The following is a 13,739-nucleotide window of genomic DNA, read 5'->3' on the forward strand; positions in this document are numbered from 1 at the left end:
CTTACTCCTAGTTTTTTAACGTATTATATTTCAAATCTCTTTATTAATTGTAATTCCTTTTTATTAAAAACTAACAAAAATATATCTGGCATTTTAAGTGTCTTCCAAAAACTAAAATTATACTTCTTATCAAAATAGTTTAATACAACTGATATCCAAGTACCATGGCTTCCAATTACTATATTTTCACTTTCATATCTTTCTAATAGGTCAAATATAACATTAATACCTCTTTTTTGGACTTGGTTTAAAGATTCACCACCTTCTAAGTGAAAATCAAAATCTTCCCATTGCTGATTTATAAAAGAATCAAAATCATCTATAAATTTATTAGCTACTTTCCTTTCTCTACAATCGTATATTTTTTCAATTTGAATGTTTTTATCTAATGCTACACCTTTTATTGTATCAACAGCTCTTAGATAGGGACTAGATACTATTTTAGTAATTGGCTTATCCTTAAAGAAACTTGTCACCTTTTTAACATCTTTTTTACCCTTTTCAGATAGTGGTCTTATTAAATCATCTGGAATATATTTAACTTCAGCATGTCTTACTAGATACATATTTGTTTTCATTATATTTCCCCCTTTTAAAATTCATGGCAATTAAATTTATATTTGATCTTAAGTTCTTTTTACAGTACTACTCTACCCATTTGTCTAATATACTAACCTTTTTATTAGTTGCATCTAATTCAATTTTCGAACCAATAGGCAATGTAAACATTGGGTGGGTATGAGAACAATCAAATTCAGCAAGAAATGGTATATCCTTTTCTTCTAGAACTTCTTGTAGTATTTCGTAAGGCTTTCTGTTAGTTTTTTCATCATCAAACAGCTCATGTTTTCCTAAGATAATTCCATCTATTTTATCAAATACACCACTCACTTTAAGTAGTGAGAATAGTTTTTCCATGTGTGATGCTGTTTTCATAGTATCCTCTATAAATAATATGTCTCCTTTTTTTATTTCAGGCATATATTCACTACACCAAATACCAGTCATAGTATTTAAATTTCCACCGATTACTCTTCCCGCCACCTTACCTTTATTAACTGTTATCCACTCATTTTTATTTTTAATTTTTTCTCTTTCTTTATCTTCCCAATTTATATACTCATCTGTCCAATACTTTGGTGGTTCATAAACATATGGAAGATTTTGTTCTTTTATTAAAATATCACTAAAATATTTATATGTTTCATGTACAAATGGTGGAAACTCTCCAAATGAAGGGACTAAAGCTGGTCCATAAAATGTCTTTACCCCTGTTTTAGCGTATATAGCTAACAAAATAGCAGTTACATCTGAATAACCTATCATAATTTTAGGATTCTTTTTAAATGCTTCATAATCGATATATGGTAATATAGAATTGGAGTTTGTTCCTCCTATAACTGACATAATACATTTTACTTCAGGGTTTCTAATTAACTCATTCAATTCTTCCGCTCTCTCTTTTATGCTGCCAGACCTATAAAAGTCATATTTTCCAGTCAACTTACCTTCTAACAACTTAAATCCTTTAGCCTTAAGATATTCTTTAGCTCTGTGAAATCTCTTTGGAGCAGTATAAGTAGCTGGGTAAGAAGGAGAATAAAAAGCTATAATATCCCCTTTTTTTAATCTTTTTAATCTCACTATAATCCCCCTTCAAATAGTAGTATTTTTCTAGCCTGTTAAACCATTTCCCTAAAATAAAGTTGTATATGCAAAATTAAATTCTTTAAAAGGTCTCAATAGAAGGCATATTTCCTCCCCCATTAAAAACCAATTTCTTCATCTACTATAAAAAGCTTCATTCTATCTTTTTCATATTGCCCCTCAATTATAACTAAATTAAAACAAACTCTTTGGTCAGTTTTACAGTCTACACATTTATTTAATTCTAAACATGGTGGTTTATATCCGGCTCTCTTTGCGTTTAATGGAGCTGCAATATTCCTAACCCTATCTATTGCATCTTGTAATGTATTACATATTTTATTTTTACCTACTACGACAATGACATTATCTGGGCCATAAATCATTGCTGCAACTCTATTTCCACTATGGTCTATGTTAACAATATGTCCATCTTTTGAAATAGCATTTGTCCCCGTAATATACCAGTCTGTCAATAATGATTTCTTCTTTATATGTTTACTCTCTTTTTTACTTTTGGCTAACGTCTTATCAAATACAGTATTCCCCCGTTCACATAAAAGTCTAGATATATCCATTTCTTTTAAAGTTTTTGAATTTCCAATTCCAACGGTAGAATTAATAGGAATTAAATCTAATATCTTGTCTTTCACATCTTCTAATGTTTTAAAGAATGTGACTTCAATGTTTCTTGACTTAAAATTTTTTATTATTTCAATATTATACATAACAAGAGGCTCCCCTTTTATTTTATTAATCTATTTATTTCCTAATATATTCTATTCTTATTCCCTGTCTTATCCTTTATAAATATTATTCCTCTCCTCCTAAAGGTAGTTTTTTATAGGTAATGTAAGTACCCATTCTGTTTTCGTCATCTGAAGGACAAAATAAGGCTATCTCCTTTACAAGACAGGTATAGTCAATCTGTTTATTTTGAATATTATCATAGATTTCTTTATATACATAAGGTGGTTGTTTCCCTAATGCTATTGTAGAGTGAAAATGATATATACCATCACCAAATATTTCATCTGCTTTCCATGAACGTTCTCCTATATCTTTGTAAATTCGATTGTGTAATTCTCTTAAATTATCATTTTCTTCTATATCCATCCATAAAACACCAAGGCCATCTTTTTCATCCCCTATTATTCTTAAGTCAATACTTGTAAATTTTATTTCAAGCGGCTTTAAGCTTTTTGCTAGAAAATCAAAGTATTCTTCAACATATTTAATATCCTGCACCTCAAATAATGGACCTAAAGTAACATGCTGAGGAAGCCTTGCAGCTATAAAACCTGTATTATACTTTCTATTAATATCAAATGCAATTTTCCTTGCATAGTTTTGTAGCTTATAATCTACAAGTAAAGCTAAGCATACTTTCACTTAATAATCCCTCCATTAATAATAAGTAGAATTCATTTAATTTTCTGAAATTTACTATTGCTTGAAGAGCTTTTTATTATAGAACAAAATTTCATCTATACTCTTTTTTTTAACTGGTTTCATCTCCTTTGCTGGATAACCAAATGCTATAATTTCTGAGGGAATATAATTCTTAGGTAAGTTTAATAGTTTAGATAGCTCATCTACTTTAAAGTAAGAAATCCATGTAGAACCAATCCCATGTTCTAATGCAGCTAAAACCATATGAGTACCCGGTATCTTAGTTTGATGTTCCTCTTGATTTAATTTACTATAAAGTTCTTTATCCATTTCCTTAATTTTATTTTTTAACTTTGGAAATCTTGCCATTTGTATATCTCTTCCACCCCGTTCATCACTTACTATAGTAGTACATAAAACAATTAATAAATTAGCAGTTTCTATCCATTTCTGATTGTACGCTAATTTAGAAATTTCCTTAATTAAACCTTTATCAGTTATTACCCCAAATTTCCAAGGCTGTTCATTACCTCCTGACGGGGATAATCTACCTGCCTCAAGTATATAATTAATAGTTTCTTTAGGAATATCCTTCTCTAAAAACTTACGCACACTACATCTTTTCTTTAACAAATCTAATAACATTACATAACCTTCCTTCCTATTTCTTACCCTCACATGGAAGTAGAAATATGACTTAATCATAAAATATTTTCCTTTATAACATTACTTATAAACTTTATTTAATATGTTTTAAAATAATTTAAGTTATTTTTCCAAAAACATTTCAAGGATTAAGTAAGAATTATGTTAATATCATATCTATAAGTTTAATAGTTATAAAATATTTCTACTTTATTTAGCGATTTGTTTTTATTTCGCAGTTCCAATAAAAGGTCTTTAGTAAATCCCCCTAATTCATAATTTTCAATTTCAGTTAAATCTACCCATGTATATTCTTCAGCTTCTTCATTTAATGTTACTTCATATGAATGTGTCTTACATATATAGTCGATAAATATAAAGTGTTTTTTCTCGTGGAAGGTATCGCTATAAATGCTTTCTTTTAAACTTATTAGTTTTATATCATATACTTCTAATCCTGTTTCCTCTAATATTTCTCTTTTTAAAGCTTCTTCCATTTTTTCACCCAGTTCAATATGGCCACCTGGTATTACATACTTATTATCCCATTTATGGGATTTACAAAGAAGTACTTTATTATCAGGATTAAAAATTACAGCTCCAACGGTAGGTTCAGGATAACTCATTAGATAACTCCTCTCCTTTAAGTAATATGGCTAAAAGTTTAGAATAATTTAACATTCAGAGCTTAAATCATAAAAAATTTCATGAATATTACCATCAGGATCAGAAAACAAAGCTGTCCTTTGATTCCATGGCATGTTTTTAGGTGGTTGAATTGGTTGAACATATTCTCCAAGATCTAATTTAATTTTAAATCCAAGTATCTTATTATAGAACTCTTTCATTTTAACAATATTATCTGTCCATATAGTAACTAAGCTAATTTGAGCTTTCATTAAATTTCCTCTACTATTTTATTTATAAACTTATTTAAGTTATAAAACTTTTAAAGCCCTTCACTCTATTTATGTTCAAAAAAAATCCACTTAAAACTATATTCTATATCTTTCTTATATTTCCTTTCATTTACACCAATATACACTAAAAAAGAGAGTTGAATTACCAACTCTCCTTTTCATGATTATTTTTGATTTTGTGTTTATGAGACCCCTACATGGGGTGCTGTACCATCTATAAGTCCTACCCTTAATTTAGGGATAACGACTCCATCTATTGAATTATTATCAGATGAACAATGATGATATTCTATATTATATCCTCTATCAATCATTTCTTTTGCTATCTTTTTCATCATACTTGATTTTCCAACACCTGGGCCACCTTTTATTATAAAAATCCTATTTGCATCCTTTTCAATTATATAATCATAATAAGAATAAAAGCCTTTTGAAGTATTTCCACCTGGAAACATTCTTTTAATTTTAACTTTCATATGAATCCTCCTTTTTTCAATTGAAATTCATTGTCATTTCGTTGTATCTATTATATAGTCTATTCCATTTATTAACATTTAGTGCCTGTACACTAAATAGGTTAAAGGAGGATATAAGATTATTCATCATCATCAACTATTTTGTATTCAACATCTTCAATTATTTTATCTTTTTTAATATTTTCTTCATTTTGGGTTTCATTTTCCTTATTTTCTCTATTATGATAAAGCTTTAAATCTTCTGATAATTTACTTAATACATATGCTATTAGTACAAAATCATCAATAATTCCAAACCCTAAAACTGGATCTGCTATAATATCTAAAGGACTAACGAAATATAATATAGCTAATATAATCCATATTTTCTTTTTTAATGGTACATTCTTATCAAGTAAAAACTTAAAGGCTAAAGGTATATTCTTAAATACCCCCATTATTCTCCTCCCCTTTTAATGATACAGTTATTATATATTATATATATTTTCAATTTAAAACTCTAGTACTCCATATAATTTTAAACAAATAACTGAACATCTGAATTTAATGCATCCTTTAAGTATTCATATACCTCTATTATTTCTACTTCTGGTATTAACTCATCTTTGCCAAATCCCATTACTTCTTGAGACAATTTACAGCCATAAAATTTAACCCCTTTTTTCCTTGCTCCATTTAAGAAATCTACAAGCATCGGTTTATTTTTTTCTCTCATCATTTTTTTTAGCATCATTTGACCAACCCAACCCATATTCATTTTTGATAGAGTAAGACCTTCTGTACCTTTAGGCGTAAATAATGTAAATAACTTTTGAAATAAAGATTTTCCATGAGGGTTATATTTCTCTGGATCTCTTAAAACTAATAATCCCCAAAATGCAAAAAACATAGTTACATCTATTCCCATTTCCTTAGCTCCGTTAGCTATAATTAGGGCAGCTAGGGCTTTATCATATTCACCACTGAAGACTAGTAAATTTAATCTTTTATCCATAAAAAAACACTCCCTTTTAGTTTATATATATTTTTCCCATGGGAGTGTTTTATAATTCTGAAGTTATGGAATTATGATAAAATCAACCATTGGAAGCTTCTTTTTTAGTTTTAATGCTATATTATGATCTCTTAACTTATCACCGTCTGGAGAAGCTCCCATTACAATTTGAGTAATATTATTTTTAATAGCAAAATCTGCTAATGCTTTAATAGTATCTTTAGCCCTAATGACAGTTAAATCTGCACCGACTTTTTTAGAAACTTTAAAAAGATATTCTAAAGCCTCACCATCACTTGAATTATTTAAGAAATTTTGATTTTCGTTTACTACATGTATAACAAACAATTTATCCTTATTATCTTTTTTTCTCTCATATCCGTTCATAATTAATCTTTCACAAGTTTTTTGTTGAGTAACACAAACCATTATGTTGTCCCTTGCAGAATTCATACAAAAACTCCTTTCAATACAGGTAATAGCTAAAACCTATATATATTGAAAAAATGTTTTCTCCATATATAATTATAGCAATTTATCTGTAAAAATTAAACATTTTTAATAGAAGATTATATTTTCTAAATTTTTGCAAAATAAAAATAGACCTATCATATGATAGGTCTATTTTTATTAACTATATAATTTTGGCGGGAGTATGTGGGAATCGAACCCACCCAGGACGCTCCTAACGCCCCGTACTGGTTTTGAAGACCAGAGAGGACACCAGCCCTCATCTACTCCCATATCTTCTGAACTTGTTGGCACTACTACATTATAGCATATTTATATTTTCTGTCAAGGGGTCGATGAAATATATTTCGCCGTCATTTTGACGGCGAAAAAATATTTTATCAGAGTTATTTCTATCAATACCAAACTTGATTTCTGCTTTCCTACTAACTAATTTACTTAATGTCTAATGTCTCTTCTATATTTAGAATCCTCTCAATTTTAACCATTTGATCAAATTATTTTCCCGTTCTTTTAAGCTATCATCTTCTCTATTATATTTACCAAGTAAGTGTTCTGTCTCAATTTTCCCATCAGACAAATAAATTACTCTATCTGCTCGTGCTGCCACTTTTGAATCATGTGTAACAATCAAAAGTGTTGTTCCATTTTGATTAATATCATTTAAAATATTCATTACTTCTTGTGATGCTCTTGAGTTTAAAGCCCCCGTAGGCTCATCTCCATAAATTATGTCAGGATTATTAATCAGTGCTCTACATATTGCAGCACGTTGTAATTGTCCACCTGAAACCTTGGTAATGTCATGTCCTCCAATCGATTCTATACCTACCATTTCCATTAATCTATTGGCATCATTTAATATTTGGACTCGTGACTTTTTTCCTGCATTAATTCCTGGAAGCATAATATTCTCTCTAATAGATAAAGTCTTTAGAAGATGTGAATGTTGGAAGATGAATCCCATTCTATAAAGTCTAACTTTACTTATTTCTTCATCAGATAAATCAGAAATATCCTCACCATCAAATACAACCTGCCCACTAGTCAACCTATCCATTCCGCTGATATTATAGAGAAGTGTTGATTTGCCAGAACCTGATTGTCCCATTATTGCAACAAATTCCCCTTCTTCTATTTGTAAATTTATTCTTTTTAATACCATAGTTTCATCTTCTCTTGATTTTCCGAAGACCTTGCATACATCTTTTGCTTCCAAAATAGTCTTCACAATTTGTTTCCCCCTTTATATCTATACAAACTTCAATTTTTATTATTCATTAATAAGATCAATAATACTATAATTTTTAAACCCTATGGTACAAACCCATGTTACTAGCATAACAATTGCTAAAATAGCAAGTGGACACAATAAATATGCTTCTAATGGATTAATAATAAAAGAAATTTTTGAAATTCCTAGTCCAATAATACTAAAAATGTTACTTACTATTAATTCGCCAAGGGTATTTGCTAGTAACGTACCAACTATTACACCGAGTAAAGAAACTAAACTTACCTTTACTAGATACTGTTTTCTAATATCTAATACAGAAAAACCAATTGCTTTCATAATAGCAATTTGTGAATATTCTTTTGCAGTCTGTAACTTCAGAAACAGTACCGTAATTAATACTACAAGACACACTACCATAACTGCAACAGCATACACTGCTTTACTCAACTGACTAGTTACCCCCCCTAAGGTCTGGTCAACGAATTATTCCATGGCCTTAACTTCTACATCTATTCCCATTGTATTTTTATATAAATCTACCTTCTTTTCAACGTCCACGCCATCTTTTACATTAATGAAGAAGGAATATCCTTCCACATCTTCTGTAGCATAAGGACGTACCATCTTGGCTGTATAACCTCCACTAGTCACATCCTGATAAATACCAGAAATAACAATACCTATTTCTTCTCCATTTATCCGCATAGTTATGAAATCTCCTACATTTACCCCCATCTCATTAGCATTCATTAAAGAAAGAGCAATTTCATTTTCATTCATAGGTGCATTTCCTTTAAGATACTGAAGTTCCCTGTTAGCAACATCACTACAATTAACATGTAAGTTTATCCATTCACCATCTTTATTAATTGCTTCATATACCACGTCAGCTTCTACACTATACTCCTTGACATCTCTATCTCCATTGAGAATAGCCGATATTTTAGCGTATTTTTCCATAAGCCTTTCAGGTACAGTTACTGATATGATTATGTCATTCATTGACTGGCCCATATAAGTTATAAATTGTGGTGACTTAAACGTGTTAAGCAGGTTTAATGGAACCAACATGATACTTGTTGCAATAAGCATAACAAAGAACATTACAAACCATGCCTTACTCTTTATTAATACTTGTCTAGTCCCAACTAGTAAATTAACAGGTAAATTTTTAAATCTGTAAAGTGGCATATACTTTATCAACTTTGACATTTTAGTTACATCTCTATTCCCACCACTTACAAGTGCATCTACAACAGTAACCTTTTTTATTTTTCTCATAATTTTCTTACAGAAATTCACTTCTATCAAATACACAAAGAATACTACAAGGATTGGAATAAATACAGCAATAAAATTCATTTTAGGTTCACCAAAAGTTTTGGTAATATGTGATGTAAATAGTTTGTTAGCAAATATAGAAATTATGTATCCTATACTGCATCCTGTAATTGCCAACACCTTATACTTCATCATGTAAATCTTACTAATATTATCATATGACATCCCAATAGCCCTCATAGTTCCTATTGACTTTATCTCCTCTTCCATTACAGTCAGTATTGTAAATCTTAAGCAAAGAAATACCACAAAAATTAAAAAGAAACTAACTAACACAATTACAACCACCATGATTATATCTGAAAGACCACTTATTAGCCTAATAATTTCATAGGTAATCCCCGGTCCATTTGCAGGCATTCCTTCATTTTCATATGCAGTCTGAAACTTCGTTGCCTGAGATGTGTCATTAAAATAAAACTCTATCATATACTCAATTTTTCCGGTATTTTTTTTTCAACTTATCATAATCTTTTTCATTTATTAAAAATCTCGTGGATGAAGTTAATGTTGAGTTCATCTGTGAATCACGAACATAGGAGGAAACTACAAAATCCTTAGAATATTCTCCGTCTTTAACTGTCAAGGTATCTCCAATCTCTATGTCATAACTATCTAATAGAATGATTGGTACACCAATTTCTCCTTGAGAGGGATAAATTGGTTCGTTTTCCATGTCAAGCAAAAGATCATATTGTTGATTTTGTTTTACCAAACCAATATCCAAAAGGCTATCTGACATTGAAAAGGTTGTGCCATCGGATTTTGTTATCCATATGTTTCCACCGTAGATATTCACCATCTCAACTGTTTGCCAATCCTTAACATAATCAATCTTTTTAGCAAACCTATTTATTTCCTTTTGGTCTAAGTCCCCCATATGCATCTGCATGAAATGAGGCGGTTTAGCAATTTCGTACATGGCGTCAATTGACTCAAACAGCTGTATGATTATCATAGTTCCTGTGGACATTAGAAATGCCGATAAGGCAATAAATAATAATAATGTAATATTAATAACCTTATTCCTCATAAAATCCTTCTTTATAATTGATAGAATCATACCCAAATCCCCCTAAGTATATCTATTATAGCAAAATTTTCCACTATTGTTCTTTTAAATCTAAATTATTCTTATCAAAACAAAATATTGAATCATCTTAAAAGCAATTAATCTAAAATCCCCGTTTACTATTAAGTAGATATAAACAATTTTTTAATTAAACGGGGGTCAAAAGAGGAATGATTATTTTGAAGGGCTTGTGAAGAATTTTTACAGTGTCAACCTAGAATTGAAGAAACTGACTTCCAAGAGAGTAATAATTATTCCTATATGTTTTGTATATATAAATGTATCCTTCAAAACAACCTACAATATTTATGGTAAGATTTACCTCTTAATCAATAGTGTATCATAGCTCCCTAGTGTCAACAATAATATTTTCGCAACTGTCTTATTAACGAAACATAAAAAGTTATTAGAAAGCAAATAAAGCCACCTGAAACTTAATAAGGTTTCAAATGGCTATTTCTTAACATTATCTATATTTAATTACAAGTAGATAAAATTTGTTACCTATATAATTTATAATATATCTGTAATTTTATAATTTCCATCTTTAAATATAAGATTTAAATTTTCTGTTACCTCTTTTTTCTTCATTCCATTGTTATAATATATATCAATTCTTATTTTCACATTTATATTTTCCCCATATTCATTGATTACATAACTTTTTATTTCATAATTTGCTATGTCTTCATAGTATTTTTCATAATATGACCTAACAGTTAAATAATTAATATCTTCCCTATTTTCAATGTCTATTAATTTTAATATCCTATGGTAATCTTTCTTTTTTAAGTTTTCATAGTATCTAATTATAGTATCCATTGGACTAACATATTCCCTATTAACAATTAACTCACTGGGACTTTTTGGTTCATCAATACTATAATGTTTATATAATACTTCTTTTAACTCTCCTTCAATTAAAATTTGAACTTTCGACACATCTTCTAACTGTGTAACAGAATTGACAATGGAATATATTATTAATGATTCATTTTTTTCTATCGTGGCTTTAGCTAATTCTTTTGAAAAATTAACATATGCTACCTCTCCTATAATATCTGTTGAAAGTAGTTGAGTATCTTTAGGTATAATATTTTTTAAGTCTTTTCTTTTAGTTCCATTTAATAGTTCTTGAACTATTTTTGAAATTTCTAATTTTTCCATTTTTCTTTTCTCTGGAACTAAAAACTCTAAATTTTCATCTGGAAAATAAAGTGTTATTTCTGTCTTACCTTTTTTAGGGAAAGGACTTATTGGGGGATATTTTTCACTATCTTGCTGTATATTAGGTTGAACACATCCCATAAGTAAAATTGTAAATATCATTATAACAAAGAATTTTTTGTTCATTACTTATTCCTCCAAATTAATTCCCTTAAATTGTTCAGTTTATGATAAATCAATATCATTAGGAATTTTAATATAAAAGGTACTACCTTTTCCTACTTCACTTTCAACCTCAATTGCTCCTTGATGAAGGGTAACTATTTGATATGCAATAGATAATCCTAAACCTGTTCCACCAGTATTCCTTGATCTAGCTTTATCTACTCTATAAAATCTTTCAAAAATGTTAGGAAGGCTTTCCTTTGGAATTCCAATACCATTATCTTTGACTTTAATTATAGTATATCTATTTTTTGTATATAGTGTAACTTCTACCTTTCCTCCCTCAGGTGTATATTTAATAGCATTATGAATTATATTTATTATAGCCTGTTGAATCTTATTTTGATCTATTTTTATCTGTATTTTTTCTTTCTCTATTAATTTTAAATCAATATCCTTTTTATCAGCAAGTGGCATTAAGTTTGAAATTATATTTTCTAAAAGATAGTTTATATAAGTAGTTTTGTACTCTAAGTTTAGCTTAGCTTTATCTAAGTCTACTAATGTTAGTAAATCATCAATTATATTATTTAATCTATCTATTTCTGAATCAATATTTTTTAAAAAGTCCTTATAAACTGAAATATCATCTTCATTTTGGTGTATCAGTGATTCAGAGAGTAATTTAATTGAGCTTAATGGCGTTCTTAACTCATGTGAAACATTTGCAACAAAGTCCTTTCTCTGCTTGTCAACTTGGTCAAGCTTTGTACTCATTATATTAAAAGCACTACCAAGCTGTTTAAATTCATCATTGGTAGTTATACGGACCTTTTTCCCTAATTTCCCCTGCGCCATCTCTTTTATAGCTTGTGTAAACTTTTCTAATGGTTTTGATAAAAAATCAGCTACAAAATAGCTAATTATTCCTATTATGAAAGTAGTTAAAATACCTATTAACCTTAAACTACTTTTAATATCTTCAACTTTACTATATATTGTGTTCAATGAGCTTGAAATTAAAGTTACCCCTTTTATTTCTTCATTTAGTGTTATAGGAACAGCAACATACATCACATGTCCAATTCCTTCATAATTATGAACACTTGCATTACTAGTTCCCTGTAATGCCTTTTGTATCTCTGTATGTTTTAGTGTTCTTCCTGTAAATTCTTCAAATGAATCTGTTCTAACTCTATATCTATTGTCAACCACTAAAATCCTTGAATCTATTTCTTGACTATAATCCTTTATTATACTTCTTAAAAAATCATCTAATACTATTAATTTATTTTCTGGTAAATAGAATTTTATACTATTAGACACAATATTAGCTTTAGTTAATATTTCTCCCTTTCTCTCTTGAAGATACAAATTTAGTAGTGTCTCAGAAATAAATATATTTATAATAATCTGAGAAATTATTAGTAATAATAAATAGGTGGAAACTAACTTCCACCTAACACTAATAAACCTATCATTCTTTTTAAGTTTTATTCCTAAAATAATAACCAACTCCCCATTTAGTCAAAATATATTCCGGTTGACTTGAATTTTTCTCTATCTTTTCCCTTAATCTTCTAATATGTACATCAACTGTCCTTAAATCTCCAAAGTATTCATAGCCCCATATAATTTTTAATAATTCTTCTCTACTAAACACTTTACCAGGATTTGAAGCTAATAAAAGTAATAGGTCAAATTCTTTGGCTGTAAGATTTATTTCTTTATCTTTTGCTATTACTTTACGTCCAAGGGTATTTATTGTAAAATCATCCATCTTTATTACTTGCTCACCTATTTTAGTTTCACTTGTATTAACCCTTCTAAGAATAGCTTTTATTCTAGCTTTAAGTTCTAATATATTAAAGGGCTTTGTTAAATAATCATCAGCCCCATACTCAAGACCTAATATTTTACTTATATCTTCCCCTTTAGCAGTTAACATAATTATTGGTACTTGAGATTTTTGTCTAATCTTTTGGCATACTTCCAGTCCATCAATACTTGGAAGCATTAAATCTAATATAATTAAATCAAAATCATCCTTCTCAAACTTATCTAAAGCTTCCTTTCCATCATATGCTGCGTCAACAGTATAACCATCTTGTTCTAAACTATATTTTAGTCCTTTAACTAGTAAAGGTTCATCATCTACAATTAATATTTTATTGGCCATTTTATCACCTCATATGTAGTATTTACACAAAGA

The 13,739-nt window shown here is 29.0% G+C and carries 18 protein-coding genes and 1 tRNA gene; all 19 read right to left on the reverse strand.

The window, feature by feature from the left end:
* Positions 1-23 precede the first annotated feature (23 nt).
* The 19 genes from BET03_RS06515 to BET03_RS06605 all read right to left on the reverse strand — a co-directional run bounded on the left by BET03_RS06515 (position 24) and on the right by BET03_RS06605 (position 13,706).
* Positions 24-578 carry a histidine phosphatase family protein gene (locus tag BET03_RS06515; RefSeq protein ID WP_120168539.1) on the reverse strand — a complete coding sequence of 185 codons (555 nt, stop codon included), beginning with the start codon at positions 576-578 and terminating at the stop codon, positions 24-26.
* A gap of 67 nt (positions 579-645) precedes the next feature.
* Positions 646-1,644 carry a S66 family peptidase gene (locus BET03_RS06520; RefSeq protein WP_243096876.1) on the reverse strand — a complete coding sequence of 333 codons (999 nt, stop codon included), beginning with the start codon at positions 1,642-1,644 and terminating at the stop codon, positions 646-648.
* 122 nt (positions 1,645-1,766) lie between these two features.
* Positions 1,767-2,375, reverse strand: coding sequence for a lactate utilization protein (locus tag BET03_RS06525; protein WP_120168543.1), 609 nt, complete (start codon positions 2,373-2,375; stop codon positions 1,767-1,769).
* Between the two features lie 85 nt (positions 2,376-2,460).
* Positions 2,461-3,039 carry a 2'-5' RNA ligase family protein gene (locus BET03_RS06530; RefSeq protein ID WP_120168545.1) on the reverse strand — a complete coding sequence of 193 codons (579 nt, stop codon included), beginning with the start codon at positions 3,037-3,039 and terminating at the stop codon, positions 2,461-2,463.
* Positions 3,040-3,093: 54 nt separating this feature from the next.
* Positions 3,094-3,684, reverse strand: coding sequence for a nitroreductase family protein (locus tag BET03_RS06535; protein WP_120168547.1), 591 nt, complete (start codon positions 3,682-3,684; stop codon positions 3,094-3,096).
* A 185-nt stretch (positions 3,685-3,869) separates the two neighbouring features.
* Entirely contained in the window at positions 3,870-4,310 is a 441-nt protein-coding gene (locus BET03_RS06540; RefSeq protein WP_120168549.1) for an NUDIX domain-containing protein, read from the reverse strand.
* Between the two features lie 48 nt (positions 4,311-4,358).
* Positions 4,359-4,583, reverse strand: a complete 225-nt coding sequence (locus tag BET03_RS06545) for a VOC family protein (protein WP_120168551.1) — start codon at positions 4,581-4,583, stop codon at positions 4,359-4,361.
* Positions 4,584-4,786: 203 nt separating this feature from the next.
* Positions 4,787-5,080: an nSTAND3 domain-containing NTPase gene (locus tag BET03_RS06550; RefSeq protein WP_120168553.1), complete on the reverse strand. Its 294-nt coding sequence runs from the start codon at positions 5,078-5,080 to the stop codon at positions 4,787-4,789.
* Between the two features lie 119 nt (positions 5,081-5,199).
* Positions 5,200-5,517, reverse strand: a complete 318-nt coding sequence (locus BET03_RS06555) for a YkvA family protein (RefSeq protein ID WP_120168555.1) — start codon at positions 5,515-5,517, stop codon at positions 5,200-5,202.
* Positions 5,518-5,597: 80 nt separating this feature from the next.
* Positions 5,598-6,074: a DsrE/DsrF/DrsH-like family protein gene (locus BET03_RS06560; protein ID WP_120168557.1), complete on the reverse strand. Its 477-nt coding sequence runs from the start codon at positions 6,072-6,074 to the stop codon at positions 5,598-5,600.
* Positions 6,075-6,137: 63 nt separating this feature from the next.
* Complete coding sequence (locus tag BET03_RS06565) at positions 6,138-6,527, reverse strand: adenine nucleotide alpha hydrolase family protein (protein WP_120168559.1); 390 nt, start codon at positions 6,525-6,527, stop codon at positions 6,138-6,140.
* Positions 6,528-6,719: 192 nt separating this feature from the next.
* Positions 6,720-6,816, reverse strand: a tRNA-Sec gene (locus BET03_RS06570).
* 192 nt (positions 6,817-7,008) lie between these two features.
* Positions 7,009-7,776, reverse strand: coding sequence for an ABC transporter ATP-binding protein (locus BET03_RS06575; RefSeq protein ID WP_120168560.1), 768 nt, complete (start codon positions 7,774-7,776; stop codon positions 7,009-7,011).
* A gap of 42 nt (positions 7,777-7,818) precedes the next feature.
* Positions 7,819-8,229: an FtsX-like permease family protein gene (locus BET03_RS06580; protein ID WP_120168562.1), complete on the reverse strand. Its 411-nt coding sequence runs from the start codon at positions 8,227-8,229 to the stop codon at positions 7,819-7,821.
* Positions 8,230-8,265: 36 nt separating this feature from the next.
* Positions 8,266-9,552, reverse strand: coding sequence for an ABC transporter permease (locus BET03_RS06585; protein ID WP_120168564.1), 1,287 nt, complete (start codon positions 9,550-9,552; stop codon positions 8,266-8,268).
* A gap of 4 nt (positions 9,553-9,556) precedes the next feature.
* Positions 9,557-10,186, reverse strand: a complete 630-nt coding sequence (locus BET03_RS06590; RefSeq protein WP_120168566.1) for a hypothetical protein — start codon at positions 10,184-10,186, stop codon at positions 9,557-9,559.
* A 522-nt stretch (positions 10,187-10,708) separates the two neighbouring features.
* Positions 10,709-11,548, reverse strand: coding sequence for a GerMN domain-containing protein (locus BET03_RS06595; protein WP_120168568.1), 840 nt, complete (start codon positions 11,546-11,548; stop codon positions 10,709-10,711).
* A 39-nt stretch (positions 11,549-11,587) separates the two neighbouring features.
* Entirely contained in the window at positions 11,588-12,853 is a 1,266-nt protein-coding gene (locus BET03_RS06600) for a sensor histidine kinase (RefSeq protein ID WP_243096877.1), read from the reverse strand.
* A gap of 160 nt (positions 12,854-13,013) precedes the next feature.
* Positions 13,014-13,706, reverse strand: coding sequence for a response regulator transcription factor (locus tag BET03_RS06605; RefSeq protein ID WP_120168570.1), 693 nt, complete (start codon positions 13,704-13,706; stop codon positions 13,014-13,016).
* Positions 13,707-13,739: the final 33 nt, after the last annotated feature.

It is taken from the genome of Thermohalobacter berrensis (assembly GCF_003609645.1).
In the GTDB taxonomy this organism is placed as follows: Bacteria; Bacillota; Clostridia; order Tissierellales; family Thermohalobacteraceae; genus Thermohalobacter; species Thermohalobacter berrensis.

Coding starts and splice junctions, on each gene's coding strand:
- BET03_RS06535 (WP_120168547.1), bottom strand. CDS start 3,684: ATGTTATTAGATTTGTTAAAGAAAAGATGTAGTGTGCGTAAGTTTTTA.
- BET03_RS06515 (WP_120168539.1), bottom strand. CDS start 578: ATGAAAACAAATATGTATCTAGTAAGACATGCTGAAGTTAAATATATT.
- BET03_RS06555 (WP_120168555.1), bottom strand. CDS start 5,517: ATGGGGGTATTTAAGAATATACCTTTAGCCTTTAAGTTTTTACTTGAT.
- BET03_RS06605 (WP_120168570.1), bottom strand. CDS start 13,706: ATGGCCAATAAAATATTAATTGTAGATGATGAACCTTTACTAGTTAAA.
- BET03_RS06545 (WP_120168551.1), bottom strand. CDS start 4,583: ATGAAAGCTCAAATTAGCTTAGTTACTATATGGACAGATAATATTGTT.
- BET03_RS06550 (WP_120168553.1), bottom strand. CDS start 5,080: ATGAAAGTTAAAATTAAAAGAATGTTTCCAGGTGGAAATACTTCAAAA.
- BET03_RS06585 (WP_120168564.1), bottom strand. CDS start 9,552: ATGATAGAGTTTTATTTTAATGACACATCTCAGGCAACGAAGTTTCAG.
- BET03_RS06525 (WP_120168543.1), bottom strand. CDS start 2,375: ATGTATAATATTGAAATAATAAAAAATTTTAAGTCAAGAAACATTGAA.
- BET03_RS06590 (WP_120168566.1), bottom strand. CDS start 10,186: ATGATTCTATCAATTATAAAGAAGGATTTTATGAGGAATAAGGTTATT.
- BET03_RS06565 (WP_120168559.1), bottom strand. CDS start 6,527: ATGAATTCTGCAAGGGACAACATAATGGTTTGTGTTACTCAACAAAAA.
- BET03_RS06540 (WP_120168549.1), bottom strand. CDS start 4,310: ATGAGTTATCCTGAACCTACCGTTGGAGCTGTAATTTTTAATCCTGAT.
- BET03_RS06595 (WP_120168568.1), bottom strand. CDS start 11,548: ATGAACAAAAAATTCTTTGTTATAATGATATTTACAATTTTACTTATG.
- BET03_RS06560 (WP_120168557.1), bottom strand. CDS start 6,074: ATGGATAAAAGATTAAATTTACTAGTCTTCAGTGGTGAATATGATAAA.